The organism is Phocaeicola plebeius DSM 17135 (assembly GCF_000187895.1).
GTDB classification, from domain to species: domain Bacteria; phylum Bacteroidota; class Bacteroidia; order Bacteroidales; family Bacteroidaceae; genus Phocaeicola; species Phocaeicola plebeius.
The window spans coordinates 12,797-33,482 of record NZ_DS990119.1; the positions used below are offsets into that span (position 1 = coordinate 12,797).

Annotated in this window: 17 protein-coding genes; 14 read left to right on the forward strand and 3 right to left on the reverse strand. The window is 45.4% G+C overall.

Annotated elements, in window-relative coordinates; genetic code table 11:
- The first annotated feature begins 72 nt into the window (after positions 1-72).
- The 10 genes from BACPLE_RS01250 to BACPLE_RS01295 all read left to right on the forward strand — a co-directional run bounded on the left by BACPLE_RS01250 (position 73) and on the right by BACPLE_RS01295 (position 12,427).
- Positions 73-2,766, forward strand: coding sequence for a SusC/RagA family TonB-linked outer membrane protein (locus BACPLE_RS01250; RefSeq protein WP_050792046.1), 2,694 nt, complete (start codon positions 73-75; stop codon positions 2,764-2,766).
- A 10-nt stretch (positions 2,767-2,776) separates the two neighbouring features.
- Positions 2,777-4,408: a RagB/SusD family nutrient uptake outer membrane protein gene (locus BACPLE_RS01255; protein WP_007558147.1), complete on the forward strand. Its 1,632-nt coding sequence runs from the start codon at positions 2,777-2,779 to the stop codon at positions 4,406-4,408.
- Between the two features lie 173 nt (positions 4,409-4,581).
- Complete coding sequence (locus BACPLE_RS01260; RefSeq protein WP_007558149.1) at positions 4,582-5,934, forward strand: Na(+)-translocating NADH-quinone reductase subunit A; 1,353 nt, start codon at positions 4,582-4,584, stop codon at positions 5,932-5,934.
- Positions 5,935-5,959: 25 nt separating this feature from the next.
- Positions 5,960-7,135: an NADH:ubiquinone reductase (Na(+)-transporting) subunit B gene (locus BACPLE_RS01265; protein WP_007558151.1), complete on the forward strand. Its 1,176-nt coding sequence runs from the start codon at positions 5,960-5,962 to the stop codon at positions 7,133-7,135.
- Positions 7,136-7,149: 14 nt separating this feature from the next.
- The gene (locus BACPLE_RS01270) at positions 7,150-7,830 is read left to right on the forward strand and encodes a Na(+)-translocating NADH-quinone reductase subunit C (protein WP_007558153.1); all 681 of its coding nucleotides are present in this window, start codon (positions 7,150-7,152) and stop codon (positions 7,828-7,830) included.
- Between the two features lie 14 nt (positions 7,831-7,844).
- A complete protein-coding gene (locus tag BACPLE_RS01275) occupies positions 7,845-8,483 on the forward strand; it encodes an NADH:ubiquinone reductase (Na(+)-transporting) subunit D (RefSeq protein ID WP_007558155.1) in 639 nt (212 codons plus the stop codon).
- A gap of 36 nt (positions 8,484-8,519) precedes the next feature.
- A complete protein-coding gene (nqrE, locus tag BACPLE_RS01280; protein ID WP_007558157.1) occupies positions 8,520-9,143 on the forward strand; it encodes an NADH:ubiquinone reductase (Na(+)-transporting) subunit E in 624 nt (207 codons plus the stop codon).
- Between the two features lie 18 nt (positions 9,144-9,161).
- Positions 9,162-10,430 (forward strand): NADH:ubiquinone reductase (Na(+)-transporting) subunit F, encoded by a 1,269-nt coding sequence (gene nqrF / locus BACPLE_RS01285; RefSeq protein ID WP_007558158.1) that lies wholly within the window; start codon positions 9,162-9,164, stop codon positions 10,428-10,430.
- A 325-nt stretch (positions 10,431-10,755) separates the two neighbouring features.
- Positions 10,756-11,121: a hypothetical protein gene (locus tag BACPLE_RS01290; protein ID WP_007558159.1), complete on the forward strand. Its 366-nt coding sequence runs from the start codon at positions 10,756-10,758 to the stop codon at positions 11,119-11,121.
- A 394-nt stretch (positions 11,122-11,515) separates the two neighbouring features.
- Positions 11,516-12,427 carry a D-isomer specific 2-hydroxyacid dehydrogenase family protein gene (locus tag BACPLE_RS01295; protein ID WP_040312354.1) on the forward strand — a complete coding sequence of 304 codons (912 nt, stop codon included), beginning with the start codon at positions 11,516-11,518 and terminating at the stop codon, positions 12,425-12,427.
- Here the strand turns inward: BACPLE_RS01295 and uvrB are convergent.
- Positions 12,393-14,435, reverse strand: coding sequence for an excinuclease ABC subunit UvrB (gene uvrB / locus BACPLE_RS01300; RefSeq protein WP_007558161.1), 2,043 nt, complete (start codon positions 14,433-14,435; stop codon positions 12,393-12,395). The two genes, BACPLE_RS01295 and uvrB, sit on opposite strands and share 35 nt — an antisense overlap.
- 153 nt (positions 14,436-14,588) lie before the next feature.
- On the opposite strand from uvrB, the gene BACPLE_RS01305 reads away from it, so the two are divergent.
- The 3 genes from BACPLE_RS01305 to BACPLE_RS01315 all read left to right on the forward strand — a co-directional run bounded on the left by BACPLE_RS01305 (position 14,589) and on the right by BACPLE_RS01315 (position 16,370).
- Positions 14,589-15,425, forward strand: coding sequence for an outer membrane protein assembly factor BamD (locus BACPLE_RS01305; RefSeq protein ID WP_007558162.1), 837 nt, complete (start codon positions 14,589-14,591; stop codon positions 15,423-15,425).
- A gap of 28 nt (positions 15,426-15,453) precedes the next feature.
- Complete coding sequence (locus BACPLE_RS01310; RefSeq protein WP_007558163.1) at positions 15,454-15,789, forward strand: DNA-directed RNA polymerase subunit omega; 336 nt, start codon at positions 15,454-15,456, stop codon at positions 15,787-15,789.
- Positions 15,790-15,914: 125 nt separating this feature from the next.
- A complete protein-coding gene (locus BACPLE_RS01315; RefSeq protein WP_040312316.1) occupies positions 15,915-16,370 on the forward strand; it encodes a DUF4293 domain-containing protein in 456 nt (151 codons plus the stop codon).
- 84 nt (positions 16,371-16,454) lie between these two features.
- Here BACPLE_RS01315 and BACPLE_RS01320 read toward each other — a convergent pair whose 3' ends face one another.
- The gene (locus BACPLE_RS01320; RefSeq protein WP_007558167.1) at positions 16,455-17,261 is read right to left on the reverse strand and encodes an MBL fold metallo-hydrolase; all 807 of its coding nucleotides are present in this window, start codon (positions 17,259-17,261) and stop codon (positions 16,455-16,457) included.
- A gap of 238 nt (positions 17,262-17,499) precedes the next feature.
- Positions 17,500-18,906 carry a glucuronate isomerase gene (gene uxaC / locus BACPLE_RS01330; RefSeq protein WP_007558171.1) on the reverse strand — a complete coding sequence of 469 codons (1,407 nt, stop codon included), beginning with the start codon at positions 18,904-18,906 and terminating at the stop codon, positions 17,500-17,502.
- Positions 18,907-19,218: 312 nt separating this feature from the next.
- Between uxaC and BACPLE_RS01335 the strand changes: the two genes are divergently transcribed.
- On the forward strand, positions 19,219-20,658 hold the full coding sequence (locus BACPLE_RS01335) for a tagaturonate reductase (RefSeq protein WP_007558172.1): 1,440 nt from the start codon (positions 19,219-19,221) through the stop codon (positions 20,656-20,658).
- The last annotated feature ends 28 nt before the right edge of the window (positions 20,659-20,686 follow it).

Genomic DNA, 20,686 nt, shown 5'->3' on the forward strand with positions numbered 1-20,686 from the left:
TTAAATAAGTATGCTATGGATAAAATGCAGCCAATATCTCAGGCTTTGTACAGCTTGTTGTTCTTAGGGTGTATGGGAGCCGGATTCCCGCTTTATGTACAAGGACAGAATGTGGATGAATTGCCTCCCGATTCAATTTATAACATCGGTTATGCCCGTGGTAGTCTGAAGAATATTTCCGGTTCGGTGGAACAGATTACGGAAAAGCAGATGAACCGTGAGCTGATAACCAATCCGCTGGAGGCCATTCAGGGACGTGTGCCGGGACTTACCATCTTGAAGAGTAACAATGGAATGGCGGCGCTGGAGTCGGTCCGCTTGCGTGGTACGACTTCCTTGACCAGTGGAAATGATCCGCTGATTATTGTGGATGGTGTGTTGGGTGACTTAACGATGCTGACTTCGGTATATCCCACCGACATAGAGTCTTTTACGATTTTGAAGGATGCGTCGGAAACGGCCCAGTACGGTTCACGTGGAGCATCGGGAGTCATTAATATTGTCACCAAGAAAGGCCGGGCAGGGAAGACGCGCGTGAATTACAACGGTAGTTTTGGTGTGTCACACGCTTATCGCCGGTTGGATATGCTTTCGGGAACAGAATACCGCAAGCTGGCGGCTGAACGAGGATGGAGTATCCTGGATAAAGGGTATGACACGGATTTCCAGAAGGCGATTGAACAAACGGGCTTGCAGCAGAATCATAACATTGCGTTTTATGGGGGTGGTGAGGCTTCTAATTACAGGGTGTCGTTAGGCTTTCAGAATCGTGAAGGAGTGATTCAGAATGAGGGCATGAAACTATTTACGGCCAATATGAATATGTCGCAGAAGATGCTTGACGGACTGATTGACTGTGAATTGGGATTATTCGGTTCGATGAAGCGCGACCGTACGCTGTTTGATTTACAGAAGACTTTTTATTCGGCAGCTGCTTTTAATCCTACTTTTCCTGATTTCCCGGATCCGGAAACCGGGAGCTGGGACCAGATTACGACGGCCAGTCAGATTACAAATCCATTGGCCTGGATGGACGTGGACAACCGTGAGGAGACTTCTTATTTCAGTTCGCATGCCCGTCTGACTTTTCATTTGCTGAAGGATTTGAAGATGGTGCTTTTCGGCTCTTATACCTATAGCACAACAGAGAACGCTCAGTTCCTGCCGACGACGGTATGGGCCAACGGGCAGGCTTACCGGGGAAACCGGAAGTCGGAGGCCTTATTAGGAAATCTGATGCTGACGTATCAGAAGCAGTTGGGGGCTCACTTCCTGGATGTGCTGGCTTTAGGGGAGGTGGAAAAGAATCGTTTTCATGGCTTTTATACGACCACGACTAATTTTTCTTCCAATGAGTTGGGGTATCACAGCCTGCAGGGTGGGGCATTGCGTCCTTGGGAAGGTACAGGCTCTTATTATGAGGAGCCGCATCTAGTGTCATTCTTGGGCCGTGTGAATTATACGTACGACGACCGCTACGTACTGACGGTGAACCTGCGTACGGATGCTTCTTCCAAATTTGGGCGGAATCATAAATGGGGTGTATTCCCTTCTGTTTCTGCTGCCTGGAATATAACCCGTGAGAAGTTTATGAGACGTTTTCACCTGGTTGATAACCTGAAACTGCGATTAGGATACGGATTGGCAGGAAATCAGGGAGGAATTGATTCGTATACCACTATGGCGCTGGTACGTCCGAACGGGGTAACTCCGGTGGGAAATTCACCTTTGGTGACGTATGAGAGCTTGAAAAATGTCAATCCGGATTTGAAATGGGAAGTCAAGTCGACCTTCAATGCAGGGGTGGACATGGGATTCTACGGAAACCGCTTGTTGCTGTCGGTGAATTATTATCTCTCCAAAACAAGGGATATGCTGTATATGTATGATGTCAGTGTTCCTCCGTTTGCTTATAACAAACTCTTGGCTAATCTGGGCTCCATGCGGAACAGTGGAACGGAACTTTCCATTGGTATCACTCCTTTGCGAACTAAAGATATGGAACTGAATATCAACGCAAACGTAACTTTCCAGCGGAACAAATTGCTGTCGCTGAGCGGTATGTATGAAGGAGAATACATCAGTGCGGCACAATATACGGCTTTGGCCGGACTGAACGGTGCGGGACTGCATGGGGGATACAATAATATCGTGTATCAGATCGTAGGACAGCCGTTGGGTGTTTTCTATCTGCCGCATTGTGAAGGACTGGTTTCGGACGGGAACGGAGGATATACCTATCAGATTGCTGATTTGAATGGAGGAGGTGTGAACCTGGAAGATGGGGAAGACCGTTACGTGGCCGGACAGGCTACTCCTAAGACTTTGTTAGGTTCCAATATCAGCTTCCGTTACAAGCGTTTTGATGTGTCGTTGCAGATAAACGGAGCATTCGGGCATAAGATTTACAATGGTACGGCACTGAGTTACATGAATATGAACAGCTTGCCGGACTACAACGTGTTGGCTGAGGCTCCGGCACGGAATATACATGACCTGACGGCAACGGATTACTGGCTGGAAAGCGGCAATTATGTGAACTTTGATTACCTGACTGTGGGTTGGAACGTGCCTATCAAAAAACAGCGTTTCTTGCACGGGGCACGCCTGGCACTGACCATTAATAACTTGGGTACAATCTCCGGTTATTCAGGGCTGACTCCGCTGATTAATTCTACCTTGGTGGACAATACTTTCGGGGTGGACGACAAGCGTACATACCCTCTTTCAAGAACTTATATGATTAGTTTAGGTCTTAACTTTTAATCTGCTTATTATGAAAAGAATATACTCAATATTATTTGCATCGTTTTCTCTTCTGTCATGGACTTCTTGCAGCAGTTATCTGGAAGAAAATCCGAAGGACCGTCTGGATGAAGAAACGGCATATTCTACCTTGTCGGATGTGCAGAAAAATGGGGTGCTTTCATTGTATAATTACGTGGGCGGATATGTCGATAGTCAGGGTCTTCAAGGGACAGGTCGAGGTATCTATGATTTGAATACATTTACTACCGATGAGGCCATCATGCCCACACGTGGAGGGGACTGGTACGACGGCGGATTCTGGCAGGGATTATATCTGCATCGCTGGGGAGTGAACAATGAGGCGATTTATGCCACTTGGGAATACCTGTATCGTACGGTGATTTTGTGTAATGGTTCTTTGGAAAGAATACAGGATTTTGCTGAAAAACATCCCGAGGAAAATGTAGCAGATTGTGTGGCTGAGGTACGGGCATTGAGAGCCATGTTTTATTATTATATCATGGACTTGTTCGGGAGTGTTCCACTGATTGAAAAGAGTGATCCGGCAGTTGAAGATATTGTTCAGGAAAAGCGCTCTAAAGTGTTTAATTTCATTGTAAAAGACCTTACAGAATCTTCCTCTCTTTTGAGTGAAGAACGGAGCAATCAGCCGGGCGTGTATTACGGGCGAATGACACAGCCAGTGGTGTGGTTTTTGCTCGCTAAGTTAGCCTTGAATGCGGAAGTTTATACCGATGATGATTGGACAGACGGAAGCCGTCCGGACGGGAAATCCATCTTTTTCGAAGTGGAGGGACAACGTCTGAATGCCTGGCAAACGGTGAACTATTATTGTGAGAAGATTACAGCAGCAGGATATACCCTGGAAAAGGATTATAAAGCCAACTTTGCCGTATTCAATGAGTCCTCGGAGGAAAATATTTTTGTCATCCCCATGAGCAAGACCTTATACACCAACCAGTTTATCTACTTGTTCCGTTCGCGGCATTACAACCATGCCAAGGCGTATGGGCTGAGTGGAGAAAATGGCTCATCAGCGACAAAAGAGGTACTGGAAACCTTCGGTTACGATACGCCACAGGTGGATGCCCGTTTTGATTACTGTTATTTTGCCGGGCCGGTAAAAGATTTGGAGGGAAATCAGATTTTGCTGGATGACGGGGTTACTCCATTGGTGTATGAACCTTGGAACGTAGCGCTGGATGTGTCGGGAAAGCCGTACGAGAAAACAGCCGGAGCCCGAATGAAAAAATACGAAATTGATAAGACGGGGCTTAAGGATGGAAAATTGCTGGACAATGATATCGTGTTGTTCCGCTATGCCGACGTGTTGCTCATGCAAAGTGAGGCCAAGGTGCGGAATGGGGAAGATGGTGATGTAGAACTGAATTTAGTGAGAAGTAGGGTCGGTATGGCTCCGAGAGCTGCTACATTGGAAAATTTGCTGGATGAGCGAATGATGGAACTGGCCTGGGAGGGCTGGAGACGGCAGGATATGATTCGTTTCGGGGTTTTTACCCGTTCATACAGTTGTCGTCCGCAGCTTCCGGGGGAGGAAAACGGCTATACTACCGTCTTCCCGATTCCGGAAAAAGTGATTGACATGAACCCTCAGCTGTACCAGCACAAGGGATATTAAGTGTATTTTTGCTCTCTCTATATGGCAGAATAGCCTCTTTTGTCATCGTTATTTAATATTTGCCTTTCGATATAAAGAAATATTTCTCTAATTCGATGGGCAAATATTCTTTTTTCACCTCTTTTTTATTTAATTTTGCACGCAAAATACAAAACCATTTTTTATAACCTAACATGGCAAATTTAATTAAGTTGCGTAAAGGCTTGGACATAAACCTGAAAGGTAAGGCGGCTGCGGAGGTAGTAGCTGTGAAAGAGCCGGGATTCTATACTCTGTGTCCCGATGATTTTACAGGCGTGACTCCGAAAGTGGTCGTTAAGGAACAGGAATATGTGATGGCCGGAGGACCCTTGTTTGTAGACAAGAATCATCCAGAAGTGAAATTTGTTTCGCCGGTAAGCGGCGTAGTGACAAGCGTGGAACGTGGGGCAAGACGTAAGGTGATGAGTATCACCGTACAGGCTGCTACGGAACAGGACTTTGAAGAATTCGGTAAGAAGAGCGTAGCTGCACTTGATGGTGCTGCTGTAAAAGAAATGCTGCTGAATGCCGGTTTGTTCGCGTTTATCCGTCAGCGTCCGTATGACGTAGTGGCTGATCCGACTGTAGCACCTCGTGCTATCTTCGTTTCTGCATTCGACACAAACCCGCTGGCTCCAGAATTCGAACTGGCGCTCTCAGGCGAAGAAGCAAACTTCCAGACTGGATTGGATGCGTTGGCTAAGATAGCCAAGACATACCTGAGTATCAGTGTAAATCAGAAATCACCGGCTTTGACGCAGGCGAAGAACGTGGAAGTAACTGTATTTGACGGACCGCATCCTGCTGGTAACGTTGGTGTACAGATTAACCACATCGCTCCTGTAAACAAGGGTGAAACAGTATGGACTATCGATCCGCAGGCTGTTATCTTCATCGGCCGTCTGTTCAATACGGGTCATGTAGACTTTACCCGCACGGTAGCAGTGACAGGTTCTGAAGTACTTAAACCTGCATACGTGAAATTGAAAGTAGGTGCACTGCTGACAGGTGTATTCGAAAACAACGTAACAAAAGACAAAGCTTTGCGCTACATCAGCGGTAACGTGCTGACCGGTAAGCAGATTTCTGCCAACGGTTATCTGGGAGCTTTCCACAGCCAGTTGACCGTAATTCCGGAAGGAAGCGACGTTCACGAAATGCTGGGTTGGATCATGCCGCGTTTCAATGATTTCAGTACCAGCCGTTCTTATTTCAGCTGGATGATGGGTAAGAAGAAAGAATATGTGTTGGATGCACGTGTGAAGGGTGGTGAACGCCACATGATCATGTCGAATGAATACGACCATGTTCTTCCGATGGACATTCTGCCGGAATACCTGATTAAGGCAATCATCGCGGGCGATATTGACCGTATGGAAGCACTGGGTATTTACGAGGTAGCTCCAGAAGACTTTGCCTTGTGTGAATTTGTCTGCTCTTCAAAGATGGAATTGCAGCGTATTGTTCGTGACGGACTCGACATGCTCCGCCGTGAAATGTGTTAATGCTAACTAAAACGATTATTAATAAATGAACGCGTTAAGAAATTATCTCGATAAGATAAAGCCTAACTTTGAAGAGGGAGGCAAATTTCATGCTTTTCGTTCTGTGTTCGACGGGTTTGAAACATTCCTGTTTGTTCCGAATACTACTTCGAAGACAGGTACGCACATCCACGATGCGATAGACAGCAAACGTATCATGTCGTTCGTGGTGATCGCGCTGATACCGGCCTTGCTGTTCGGTATGTATAATGTGGGTTACCAGCATTTCCATGCTGCAAATGTAGAAGGCAGCTTCATTGAAATGTTCGGTTATGGTTTCCTGGCTGTGCTGCCGAAAATCATTGTATCATATGTAGTGGGTCTGGGTATCGAATTTGTGGTAGCTCAGTGGAAGAAGGAAGAAATTCAGGAAGGTTTCCTGGTTTCAGGTATGCTGATTCCGATGATTGTGCCGGTTGACTGTCCGTTGTGGATGCTGGCTGTAGCTACTGCTTTCTCTGTAATTTTTGCAAAAGAAGTATTCGGTGGTACAGGTATGAACATCTTTAACCCTGCATTGATTACTCGTGCATTCTTGTTCTTTGCTTATCCGACCAAAATGTCTGGTGATACTGTATGGGTATCTAGCGACAGCATCTTTGGCTTGGGAAGCAATGTAGACGGTCTGACTGCTGCTACAGCACTGGGACAGGCTTCTACTGCAACTGATGCGATGGCATATCCTGCTTTCTCTTGGGATATGGTAACTGGTTTGATTCCGGGTTCTATCGGTGAAACCAGCGTAATCGCTATTGCTATCGGTGCGGTTATCCTGTTGTGGTCAGGTGTGGCAAGCTGGAAGACAATGTTGTCAGTATTTGTAGGTGGTGCGGTAATGGGATGGATTTTCAATACCATCGGTCCGGACACTGCAATGGCTAAGATGCCTTGGTATGAACACTTGTGCTTGGGTGGTTTCTGCTTCGGTGCTGTGTTTATGGCTACAGACCCTGTAACTTCTTCACGTACTGAAAACGGTAAGTTTGTATATGGTTTCCTGATTGGTGCCATGGCAATCATTATCCGTGTATTGAATCCGGGTTATCCTGAAGGTATGATGTTGGCTATCCTGCTGATGAACATCTTCGCTCCGCTGATTGACTACGTAGTAGTTCAGAATAACATTTCTCGCCGTGCAAAACGTGCTATGTCTAACAAATAAAAACCGAAAATACAATGAATACTAATAGTAACTCTTATACTATCATTTATGCTTCGGTAATGGTTGTTATCGTAGCATTCTTGCTGGCTTTCGTGAACTCTTCTTTGCGTGACTTGCAGGGAAAGAACGTAGAGCTGGATACAAAGAAGCAGATTCTTTCTTCACTGGGCATCAAAGGTGTGCAGGATGCAGAAGCTGAATTTGCTAAAGTAGTGAAATCGGATATGGTGGTAGCTGAAGACGGCACACTGACTCCGTATGAAGGCGCTTTCGTGACTTCTTACGAAAAAGATTTCAAGGAAAACGGTCGTGCTCACATCTTCGTATGTGAAATCGAAGGACAGACTAAATATGTAATTCCGGTATATGGTGCTGGTCTTTGGGGTGCTATCTGGGGATATGTTGCCTTGAACGAAGATAAGAATACAGTATACGGAACTTACTTCTCTCATGCGTCTGAAACTCCGGGTTTGGGAGCCGAAATCGCATCAGAACATTTCCAGAGTGAATTTAAGGACAAGCATGTAATGGACGGTGAAGCCGTTGCACTGGGAGTTGTAAAGAACGGAAAAGTTGAAAATCCGGAATTCCAGGTAGACGGTATCTCTGGTGGTACAATCACTTCAGTTGGTGTAGACGCCATGTTGAAAGGATGTATGACACATTACGCTAAATTTTTAACATCTAAAGAATAAGGAGGAGAACGAAAATGGGAAGTTTATTTTCAGCTAAAAACAGAGAAGTATTTTCTACTCCTATAGGCATGAACAACCCGGTAACCGTACAGGTGTTGGGTATCTGTTCTGCATTGGCTGTAACCTCCAAGCTGGAGCCGGCCATCGTGATGGGTCTTTCTGTAACCATTATTACTGCTTTTTCTAACGTAGTGATTTCTTTGTTGCGTAAGACAGTGCCTAACCGTATTCGTATCATTGTACAGCTGGTAGTTGTAGCTGCTTTGGTAACTATCGTAAGTGAGTTACTGAAAGCTTTTGCTTACGACGTGAGCGTACAGTTGTCTGTATACGTAGGTTTGATCATTACCAACTGTATCCTGATGGGACGTCTGGAAGCATTTGCTATGTCAAACGGTCCGTGGGAATCATGCCTTGACGGTATTGGTAACGGTCTGGGTTATGCCAAGATTCTGGTAATCGTTGCATTCTTCCGTGAATTGCTGGGTTCAGGAACACTGTTGGGCTTCAACATCCTGAACTATGAGGCTGTAAAGAATGCCGGTTATGTAAACAACGGTTTGATGTTGATGCCGCCGATGGCTTTGATCATCGTAGCTTGCCTGATCTGGTATCAGCGTGCAAAACACAAAGAGTTGCAAGAAAAAGAATAATTATTAACCAACAACGGAAATTAAAAATCCAGAATTATGGAACATTTTTTTAGTTTATTGGTCCGCTCAATCTTTGTGGACAATATGATATTTGCGTTCTTCCTGGGTATGTGTTCATACTTGGCGGTATCGAAGAACGTGAAGACTGCCCTCGGTCTGGGTATCGCCGTAACTTTCGTGCTGGTGGTTACCTTGCCGGTGAACTACCTTCTGCAGACGAAGGTACTGGCTGCCGACGGCATTCTGGGAATTGACCTGAGCTTCCTGAGCTTCATTCTTTTCATTGCCGTAATTGCGGCTATCGTTCAGCTGGTAGAAATGATTGTAGAACGCTTCAGTCCTTCACTGTATGCGTCACTGGGTATCTTCCTGCCGTTGATTGCTGTAAACTGTGCCATCATGGGTGCTTCTCTGTTCATGCAGCAGCGTATCACTCTGAGCCCGTCTGATGCTAAATACATCGGTGACATCTGGGATTCTATCTCTTACGCACTGGGTTCAGGTATCGGCTGGTTGCTGGCTATCGTAGGTTTGGCTGCTATCCGTGAAAAAATGGCTTACTCTGACGTGCCTGCTCCGCTGAAAGGCTTAGGCATCACATTCATCACTGTAGGTCTGATGGCAATGGCATTTATGTGTTTCTCTGGTTTGAACATCTAATAGGAAAGGAATAAGACAATGGATATGAATTTTATTTTAGCAAGCATTGGAGTATTCCTCGTGACTATTCTGGTGCTGGTAGTCATCCTGCTGGTTGCAAAGAATTTCCTCGTTGCTTCCGGTAATGTGAAACTGACTATCAACGGCGATAAGGATATGGAAGTAGAGTCTGGCTCTACATTGCTGAACACATTGGCCGTAAACGGAGTGTTCTTACCTTCAGCTTGTGGTGGTAAGGGTTCTTGCGGACAGTGTAAATGTCAGGTAGTAGAAGGTGGTGGTGAAATCCTGCCTTCTGAAGTGAGCCACTTCAGCCGTAAACAGCAGAAAGACCACTGGCGTCTGGGCTGTCAGGTGAAAGTGAAGGGAGATATGGCTATCAAGGTTCCTGAATCTGTAATGGGTGTAAAGGAATACGAATGTACAGTTATCTCCAACAAGAACGTGGCTACCTTTATCAAAGAGTTCAAGGTGCAGCTGCCTAAGGGTGCGCACATGGACTTTATTCCGGGTTCATACGCACAGATTAAGATTCCTAAATTCGAAATGGATTACAACAAGGATATCGACAAAGATCTTATCGGTGCTGAATACTTGCCTGCATGGGAAAAATTCGGTTTGTTCGGCTTGAAATGTAAGAACGAAGAAGAAACTATCCGTGCTTACTCTATGGCTAACTACCCTGCAGAAGGTGACGTGTTCATGTTGACAGTTCGTATCGCAACTCCTCCGTTCAAGCCAGACCGCAGCGGATTCATGGATGTAAATCCGGGTATCGCTTCTTCTTATATCTTTACCCTGAAACCGGGTGATAAGGTATTGATGAGTGGTCCTTACGGAGACTTCCACCCGATTTTCGATTCTAAGAAAGAAATGATCTGGGTAGGTGGTGGTGCCGGTATGGCTCCGCTTCGTGCACAGATTATGCACATGACTCGTACATTGCATACTACTGACCGTGAATTGCATTACTTCTACGGTGCGCGTGCATTGAACGAAGTGTTCTATCTGGACGACTTCTTGAAACTGGAAAAAGACTTCCCGAACTTCCACTTCCATCTGGCTTTGGACCGTCCGGACCCTGCAGCCGATGCAGCTGGCGTGAAGTATACAGCAGGATTCGTTCATCAGGTAATGTTGAACACTTACTTGAAAGACCACGAAGCTCCGGAAGACATCGAATACTACATGTGTGGTCCTGGTCCGATGTCGAAGGCAGTTGTCGCTATGCTGGATAGCCTCGGCGTAGAAGAATCTTCTATCATGTATGATAACTTCGGTGGATAATCCGCAGAATTTATGACATAATGAAGCAAAAGGCTTTCAGGAAATTTCCTGAAAGCCTTTTTTGTGTAGATACGGTTCAAAGGGTAATAAATTAGGTGTGAAAAGAAGCTTTATATTACAAAATGGTTAAGAAATTGTTCATTTTGCTATACCTTTCTTGATATACGTCAATAAATGATAGGGGTGGAGCGATTTTCTTTGTGGTTTGTTTTTATGTTATCCAACATATTCTTATCTTTGTATCGGTAAAAGGAAAAAAGCTCGAGCTAAGCTAGATTTTAAATTATTTAGGTAACAAAGTTTTTAGGTAAAAGATTTTAAAGGTATGAAAAGATTAGGATTAACATTAGCAGCCGCATTGGTATTTTCAGTTTCTATGTTTGCAGAAGGTGTACAGGACAACAATGCACAGAAATGGAATGGTTCAATCAACAAGTCAAAGCTGACTAAATATTTGAATCTTTCATCTAACCAGCACGAAAAGGTTGCTGACATCTGCGACTACTTTGAACAGGAAATGACTCGTGCAAATTCTTCAAAGACAGAAAACAAAGAAAAAGTTCGTAAAGCTGTTTACGGAAACTTGAAATTGATGAAGCAGACGCTGGACGACAAGCAGTATTCTAGCTATGTTCGTCTGATGGCCATGACACTGCGCAACAAAGGCATCGACTTGAACGAAGCAAAATAATAAAGAGAGATTGATAAATAGGAGAGCCCCGAAGACTTGTAGTGAGTCTTTCGGGGCTCTTTGTTTGTTGGTAATTGGGATAGACTTGTGTAAATTGCTGTATATTAGATGCTTATTTAGTCTCCTATGACGGCGTAAAAAAGGCAAGTACGTTTTAATCAAAACGCTTAGATATTTGCCCTGAAATGTACTTGTGTTTTGTTTTAAATGCACTTGTGTTTGAAATGAAATGTACTTACGTTTTATGGCAAATACAAGTACGTTTGAAAGAATATTTACGAGGAAGTGATTCCAATAGGTTTGCTATCTTTTTTTTCATAAAACTCTGCAGATTTTGCTTGCTGTATTATCGGGTTTTATGTACTTTCGAATGAATAATTTACATAAAGAAGATATGAATTTCAAGAAAATAGTAGCCGTAGACGAGACGTTGCTGAATGAAGCGGCGCTCGAACAATTGAAAACAATAGGGGAAGAAGTGGTTGTATATCATGACTTTCCCACTGAAGAAGAGGAAGTTATCCGCCGTATTGGCAATGCCGACTGTCTGCTGGTATCTTTCCGTACGCCTATTCGTCGGCGTGTGCTGGATGCTTGTCCGAACATCCGTTATATAGGCATGTGCTGTACGCTCTATAATCCGGAAAGCTCGAATGTTGATGTGATTGAGGCCCGCAAAAGAGGAATTACGGTGTTAGGGGTGAAAGATTACGGCGATGAAGGTGTGGTGGAATATGTGGTCAGCGAACTGGTGCGTCTGCTCCATGGTTTTGGCAATGTGCGCTGGCTGGAGGAAAGCACGGAACTGACAGGGCGTAAGGTGGGAATCATCGGCCTGGGGAAGACCGGAGGAATGGTTGCCGAAGCCATGCGGTTTTTCGGTGCCGAGGTGCTTTACTACAGCCGTACCCGTAAACCGGAAGCCGAAGCAAAAGGCATTGCCTACCGTCCGTTGGCCGATTTGCTGACGGAAGCGGAAATCATCTGTACCTGCTTGCCGCGCAACAATTACCTGCTGGGTGAGCCGGAGTTTGCATTGATGGGCGACCGTAAGATACTGGTAAATACGTCTGTAGGACCTACTTTCGAAGTAGATGCCCTGAAGAAATGGCTGGGAACATGCAAACACAGCTATTACTTGTGTGATGCGACCGGAATGGGCGTGGCTCGTGATGCTCTGAAGGATATTCCGAATGTGCTGTATACACCTTATATATCCGGAAAATCCATTCAAAGCGTAGAGCGTTTGTCGCAGAAAGCCCTGGCCAATATCAGGACTTTTCTTTCAGAAGCTCCTCAAGTTTAAGCAACTCGTCGCGGTATTGTGCCGCTTCGATAAAGTCCAGCTTCTTGGCGGCTTCCTGCATCAGCTTGCGGGTCTGTTCGATGCTCTTTTGCAACTGGCCCTTTGTCATATACTGTACCACAGGGTCTGCGGCTGCATGAAGCTGGGCTTCAGTCTCGGTATAAGCCCGTGGTTCTTTGGGCTTGCTGCTGTTTTCCTGAGACGACTGTTTTTCGATGTCGAGCAGGGCATTGGTGCGTGAACGGGTAATCTGTTTCGGCGTGATGCCGTGTGCTTCGTTGTAAGCCAGCTGTTTCTCCCGTCGGCGGTTGGTTTCGTCGATGGTCTGTCGCATACTGTCCGTAATGCGGTCGGCATACATGATGACCTTTCCGTTCACGTTGCGGGCAGCACGTCCGGCCGTCTGGGTGAGCGAGCGGTGCGAACGCAGGAAACCTTCCTTGTCTGCATCCAGAATCGCTACGAGCGACACCTCTGGCAAGTCCAGTCCCTCACGCAGCAGGTTGACACCCACCAGCACGTCGTAGATACCCTCTCGCAGTTCGTCCATGATTTTGATACGTTCCAGTGTCTCCACGTCACTATGGATATAAGCGCAGCGGATACCGTTGTTGAGCAGGTATTCCGTCAGTTCTTCTGCCATGCGTTTGGTCAGGGTAGTGACAAGCACACGCTCCTCCCTTTCGATGCGTTGCTGAATCTCTTCCATCAGGTCGTCTATCTGGTTCAGGCTGGGACGCACGTCAATCACCGGGTCCAGCAGTCCCGTAGGACGAATCACCTGTTCCACTACGATACCTTCACTCTGTTGCAGTTCGTATTCTGCCGGAGTGGCACTCACGTAAATCACCTGCTTAGCCATCTGCTGGAACTCTTCGAATGTAAGCGGACGATTGTCCATGGCGGCCGGCAGACGGAATCCGTATTCCACCAGGTTTGTCTTGCGGGCACGGTCGCCGCCGTACATGGCCCTGATTTGCGGTACGCTGACATGGCTTTCGTCGATGACAATCAGAAAATCCTCGGGGAAGAAATCAAGCAGGCAGTAGGGGCGGGTGCCCGGTTCGCGTCCGTCGAAGTAACGTGAATAGTTTTCAATCCCTGAGCAATGTCCCAGCTCGCGCAGCATTTCCATATCGTAGGTCACACGCTCGTACAGACGTTTGGCTTCGTAGGGTTTACCGATTTCTTCAAAGTAGGCTACCTGCTTGGTCAGATCGTCTTCAATCTGATGAATGGCGCGGAGCGTACTTTCCTTGGTCGTCATGAACAGGTTGGCCGGATAAATCTTGTATTCTTCGAACGTACCGATACGGTGTCCTGAAACCGGGTCTATCTCTTCAATACCGTCAATTTCATCGTCCCAGAACATGACCCGCAGCACACTGTCGGTATAAGCCAGGAAAATGTCCACCGTATCACCTTTTACACGGAAGTTGCCACGGTTCAGCTCGATGTCATTCCGAACGTACAGACTGTCCACCAGCCGGCGGAGGAATACGTTGCGGTCCAGCAACTTTCCTTTTTTGATTTCAATCACGTTGTTATAGAAATCTGCCGGGTTTCCCATACCGTAGATACACGACACGGACGACACTACAATGACGTCCTTCCGTCCGGAAAGGAGGGAAGAAGTCGCAGCCAGACGAAGTTTGTCGATTTCTTCGTTGATGGCCAGGTCTTTTTCAATATAAGTATCGGTCGACGGAATGTATGCTTCCGGCTGATAATAGTCGTAGTAAGACACGTAATATTCCACCGCGTTGTGAGGGAAAAAGTTCTTGAACTCCCCGTAAAGCTGGGCAGCCAGTGTCTTGTTGTGACTCAGAATCAGTGTCGGTTTGTTGATGTTCTTGATGACATTGGCAATGGTAAAAGTCTTTCCAGAGCCGGTTACTCCCAGCAGCGTCTGTGCAGGTACATGCTGCCGGATACCTTCAGTCAGTTGGGCGATGGCCTCCGGCTGGTCGCCGGTAGGCTGATAGTCGGATATCAGTTCAAAATTCATTGCATCTGAATATTGGTGAATGAAAACGGTTGTAAAATTACATATATATTTTATACCATACTTTGCACATCCTGAAAAATTACATTAAAAAATGGCCTGGAGTTGCATTATTCGCTGGAAAAGAGTAATTTTGCGCAACTATATCAATTATATATGAAAAAATACATCGCAATGGTCCTCCTTTCTGCTGGAGTTTTATCTTCATGCGGAGAGTACAATAAAGTGCTGAAAAGCACTGACTATGAATACAAATACGAAGCGGCGAAAAGCTATTTTGCCAAAGGACAGAATTCACGTGCGGCAACCATTCTGGAGGAGCTGATTCCTATCCTGAAAGGTACAGCCAACGGAGAAGAGTCTTTGTATATGCTGGGAATGACTTATTACAACCAGGGTGATTTTGTGACTGCTTCACATTATTTCAATACCTATTATACGACTTATCCGCGCGGTACTTATACGGAACTGGCGCGTTTTCATAGCGGAAAGGCTTTGTATCTTGATACTCCGGAACCACGTCTGGACCAGAGTAGCACATATAAGGCTATTCAGGAATTGCAGATGTTTATGGAATATTTCCCGACAAGTCAGCGAAAGGATATTGCCCAGAACATGATTTTTGAATTGCAGGACAAGCTGGTAGAAAAGGAATACCTTTCTTCCAAACTTTATTATGACCTGGGGTCTTATTCCGGAAATGCTTCTTATAGCAGTACGGGTAATAACTATCTGGCTGCCATTGTCACCGCACAGAATGTGTTGAAAGAATATCCTTACACCAAATTGCGTGAGGAACTTTCTATTCTGATTCTCCGTGCCAAGTATCACATGGCAAAGGAAAGTGTGCTCGACAAGCGAGAAGACCGTATGCGTGAAACGGTGGATGAATATTATGCTTTCAAGAATGAATTCCCGGAAAGCAAATACATGAAAGAAGTGGAAGGCATTTACGCCGATGTGAGCAAGTACATTTCTACAGACGAAGAATAATATAAACGTTTATAATTATAAATAAGTTATGGATTACAAAAAAACAAACGCTCCTACAAATACGGTTACACGTAATTTGATGGAACTCTGTGAGGACACAGGCAATATTTATGAAACAGTATCTATCATCGGCAAGCGTGCCAACCAGATTGCTGCCGAAATGAAGAATGACCTTTCCAAGAAACTGCAGGAGTTTGCTTCTTATAACGATAACCTTGAAGAGGTGTTTGAAAACAGAGAACAGATTGAAATCTCTCGTTATTATGAAAAACTCCCGAAACCGACGTTGATCGCGACTCAGGAGTACATAGAAGGAAAGGTTTATTACAGAAACCCGGCAAAGGAAAAGGAAAAATTGCAGTAATCCTCCTATAGGTAAAGATTTTAGTGAATGCGCATGCGCATTTGGGCTTGTCATTCTGAGTGTAGACGGCAAGAACCGTCGCCCTCAGAATGACATTTGTTTTGGAAACCTTAATACGATTGATTATGATACAGAGAATACAGACCGTTTATTTGCTCGTAGTAGCTATCTTGATGGTAGTAATGATGTCTGTCCCCGTGGGCAGTTTCTATACCGATAAAAATATTTGTGAGATGACAAACCTTTCATACCAGCTTCCGGACGGGGCGGTGAACTACACGCCGTGGGCTTTGTTTGCGATTCTGGTAGTAGTGGCTGTAATGGCCTTGGTGACTATTTTCCTTTACCGGAAACGCATGTTACAGATTCGTCTGACCATCTTCAATACGATTGTACTGATTGGTTACTATCTGGTACTGGCTTATTTTGTCGTAAATCCGGACAAGGCATTCGATGATTACAGCTTCATGCCTTCATGGACAGTTTGTCTTCCATTGGTCAGCATCATCTTGAACTGGCTGGCTATCCGTGCTATCGGCAAAGATGAAATGCTGGTAAAGGCATACGAAAGATTGCGCTGATTCGCAATTTGCAATATAAAAAGCCATCGGGGCGTTTCTTCATTTCAGAGGAAACGCCCCGATGGCTTTTGTTGTTTTCTTTTGTTATTCCAGAATATACATTTCAGAAGGAGTAGTTCGTCTCAATGGAGTTACTTCCACGTCTTTTCCTACAATGATGTTTTCCTGCCGGAATGCCAGTTCCACTGTCTTGAAAGCCAGCTCCGGATGGTTGTTGTCCTTGCTCAGGTGGCAGAGCCATAAGTGTTTCAAATGCTGGGGAAAATGATGGCTCAGGTAGTCAGCCATTTCATGGTTGCTCATGTGTCCGTTCGGGCCGGCAATACGTTCTTTCAGATGCTGTGGATAAGGTCCCATCTGGAGCATGCTGTCGTCGTAGTTGGCTTCCAGTATCAGGTAATCAGCCTGCTGTATGAAGCGTGCGGCTGTGGGAGTGATATGCCCGATGTCCGTCAGGAAGGAGAATGTCTTATCGCCTGCGGTGATACAATAGCCCACGTTGTCAGTTCCGTCGTGAGGCACTTCGAAGCAGGTAATAGTGAAATCGCCTACATTGAATGTTTCTTCTTTTTGGATAAAACGGGTACGTTCAGGTTTTAACCGCTCTGTCATGCAGTAGCTGTGTTTCATACCTTCATGTATTTCAGGAGTGGTATACACCGGAATCCCATGCTTCTCGCCCAAATGTCCTACAGCCTTGATGTGGTCGGCATGGTCATGAGTGACCAGTACAGCCTGTATCTCTTCAAGGTTGAGCATACGTTCCTTAAATACTTTCTTGATGGTGCGGATACCGATACCGGCATCAACCAATATAGCGGTGCTGTCAGTAGCCAGGTAGTAACAGTTTCCGCTGCTGCCGCTGGCCAGACTCATAAATTTTACAGTCATCTTCTCTCTCTTTTTTGCTAAAGGAACGCAAAGATAGTGAAAGGTGAGAGGAGAGACAAACGAAAAACAAAGTTTTTCAGGTTTGGCTATCCCGAACCGTATCCTGTCTTATGAAAAGATAGTGAAAGGTGAGAGGAGAGACAAACGAAAAAGTAAGGTAAAAATAAAACAAGGCTGTTCCGAAAAGGAACAGCCTTGTAAACGGGTTGTATCTGTTTTTTAGCTATACCGGAAGTTCTTAGAACTGGAAGAAATTCTTAGCGTTGTTGTAGCAGATGTCTTCCACCATCTGTTGTACGCGCGCCATTTCGCATTCAGGAATTTCCCCGTTTTCTACATCTCTTCCCAGCAGGTTACAGAGTGTACGGCGGAAGTATTCATGACGCGGATAAGAAAGGAAGGAACGTGAGTCGGTAAGCATACCTACAAAACGACTCAGCAATCCCAGCAGAGAAAGTGCGTTCATCTGTTTTTCCATACCGTCTTTCTGGTCGAGGAACCACCAGCCTGAACCGAACTGGATTTTTCCCGGAACAGAACCGTCCTGGAAGTTACCCAGCATGGTAGCGATTACTTCGTTGGCGCAAGGATTCAGGTTGTAGAGAATGGTTTTTGTAAGTTTTCCTTCTGAGTTCAGGCGATCCAGATATTTGGCCATAGATTTGGCTGTGGTGAATTCACCGATAGAGTCAAAACCTGTGTCAGGTCCCAGCAGCTTGAACATTTTGGTATTGTTGTTGCGGATGGCACCATAGTGGAATTGTTGTGTCCAGCCTGTTTCCCAGTCCATTTCGCCGAATACTACCAGCATAGCTGATTTGAACTTCAGGATTTCTTCGTGTGTCAATTCTGTACCGCCATATACTTTGTTGAAGATGGTGCGGATTTCTGCGTCGGTATAATCTTCTGCATAAAACTCTTCGATACCATGGTCGGACAATTTACAGCCTTGTTCTGCAAAGAAAGCGTGACGTTTGCGCAGCGCTTCAATCATGTCGTCAAAGTTGGAGATGCTGACACCGCTTACTTCTGCCAGTTTTTCTACGTAGGCACGGAAGTCAGCCGGTACTTCTACTGCCATTGCCTTGTCCGGACGCCAGGTAGGCAGCATCTTGATTTCAAAACCGCTTTCACGGGTAGCGATGTGATATTCCAGTGAATCTACCGGATCGTCCGTCGTGCAGACGGTTTCCACATGGTAGCGGCGCATCAGGTTACGGGCTGAATATTCCGGAGTTGCCAGTTTGGCATTACATTCGTCGAATATTTCGCGGGCGGTAGACGGATTCAGAATCTTGTCGATGCCAAAAGCGGTTTTCAGTTCCAAGTGTGTCCAGTGATACAATGGGTTACGGAATGTATAAGGAACAGTTTCAGCCCATTTTTCGAATTTTTCCCAGTCGGTAGTATCTTTTCCGGTACAGTAACGTTCTTCTACTCCGTTGCTTCGCATGGCACGCCATTTATAATGGTCACCTCCCAGCCAGATTTCAGTAATGGATTTGAATTGATAATCGTCGGCTACCATTTTCGGAATCAGGTGACAGTGATAGTCGATAATCGGCATTTTAGCCGCATGGTTGTGATATAGCTCCTGTGCCGTTTCTGTTTGCAACAGGAAGTTTTCATCCATAAATTTCTTCATGATAAAATGTATTTTTAAGTTTCGTTGTTGTTCGCAAATTATATGTTTTTGAATAAGTAACTTACAATTTATTTATGTTGGGCAACATAAAATATCGAATACCTATCCGTTATCGAACACGAAAGTAGAAATTTTATTTGGAATAACAAAATATTTATTACCTTTGCAACACTCATTTATGAAAATTAAATTCATGAATAGATAGGCAAGTGCATGAAAAACAATGGGTTAAATTTGATTCTTCTGATTTTTGAAGGGTTAAATGAGACCAAAAGGCCGAAATGACAACAATTTTGTTATTAAAGATATAATATGAAAGCATTAAACAAAGAGACCGCAAAGAAAACGGTCCGTCCGGAAAGAATTATTCAGTTTGGCGAAGGTAATTTCCTTCGTGCGTTTGTAGACTGGATTATCTACAACATGAACGAAAAGGCTGATTTCAACAGCAGTGTAGTGGTGGTTCAACCCATCGAAAAAGGAATGATTGACATGCTGAATGCGCAGGATTGTCTGTATCACGTCAATCTGCAGGGTTTGGATAAAGGGGAAACGGTGAACAGTCTGACCATGATTGATGTAATCAGTCGTGCGCTGAATCCTTACAGCCAGTTTGAAGAGTTCATGAAGCTGGCCGAACAGCCGGAAATGCGTTTCGTGATTTCCAATACAACCGAAGCTGGTATTGCTTTTGACTCTTCCTGCAAGCTGGAAGATGCGCCGGCTTCTTCTTATCCGGGAAAACTGACACAGCTTTTGTATCATCGCTATAAAACCTTCCAGGGAGATATGTCAAAGGGATTGATTATCTTCCCGTGTGAGCTGATTTTCCTGAACGGACATAAGTTGAAAGAAACCATCTATCAGTATATTGAACTCTGGAATCTGGGAGATGATTTCAAACAGTGGTTTGAGAAGGCTTGTGGCGTATATGCTACGCTGGTAGACCGTATTGTGCCGGGATTCCCGCGCAAGGATATTGCGGCTATCAAGGAAAAGTTGCAATACGATGACAACATGGTGGTTCAGGCCGAAATTTTCCATTTGTGGGTGATTGAAGCACCGCAGGAGGTAGCTGCCGAGTTCCCTGCCGACAAGGCCGGACTGAATGTGCTCTTTGTGCCGTCGGAAGCACCGTATCACGAACGGAAAGTGACTTTGCTGAACGGACCGCACACCGTGCTTTCTCCGGTAGCTTACTTGTCGGGTATCAACATCGTGCGCGATGCCTGCCAGCATCCGGTAGTGGGCAAGTTTATCCATAAGGTGATGTTCGAGGAACTGATGGAAACCCTGAACTTGCCGAAAGCAGAACTGGAGAAATTTGCACATGACGTGCTGGAACGCTTCAACAATCCGTTTGTAGACCACCAGGTGACTTCCATCATGCTGAATTCCTTCCCAAAATACCAGACACGTGACCTGCCGGGCCTGAAGACTTACCTGGAACGCAAGGGCAAGCTGCCTGAAGGACTGGTATTGGGACTGGCTGCTATCATTACTTATTACAAAGGTGGTGTACGTGCCGACGGCGCAGAAATTGTGCCTAATGACGCACAGGAAATCATGGACTTGCTGAAACAGTTGTGGGCTACGGGCGACACAGCTAAGGTAACCGAAGGCGTATTGGGCGCAACCTTTATCTGGGGCGAGGACCTAAACCTGATACCGGGACTGGCAGAAGCCGTGAAGAAGAATCTGGACAGCATTCAGGAAAAAGGTATGCTGGAAACCGTGAAGGCCATATTGTAACGTTTAATTGTTAGAATTCCATATTTAT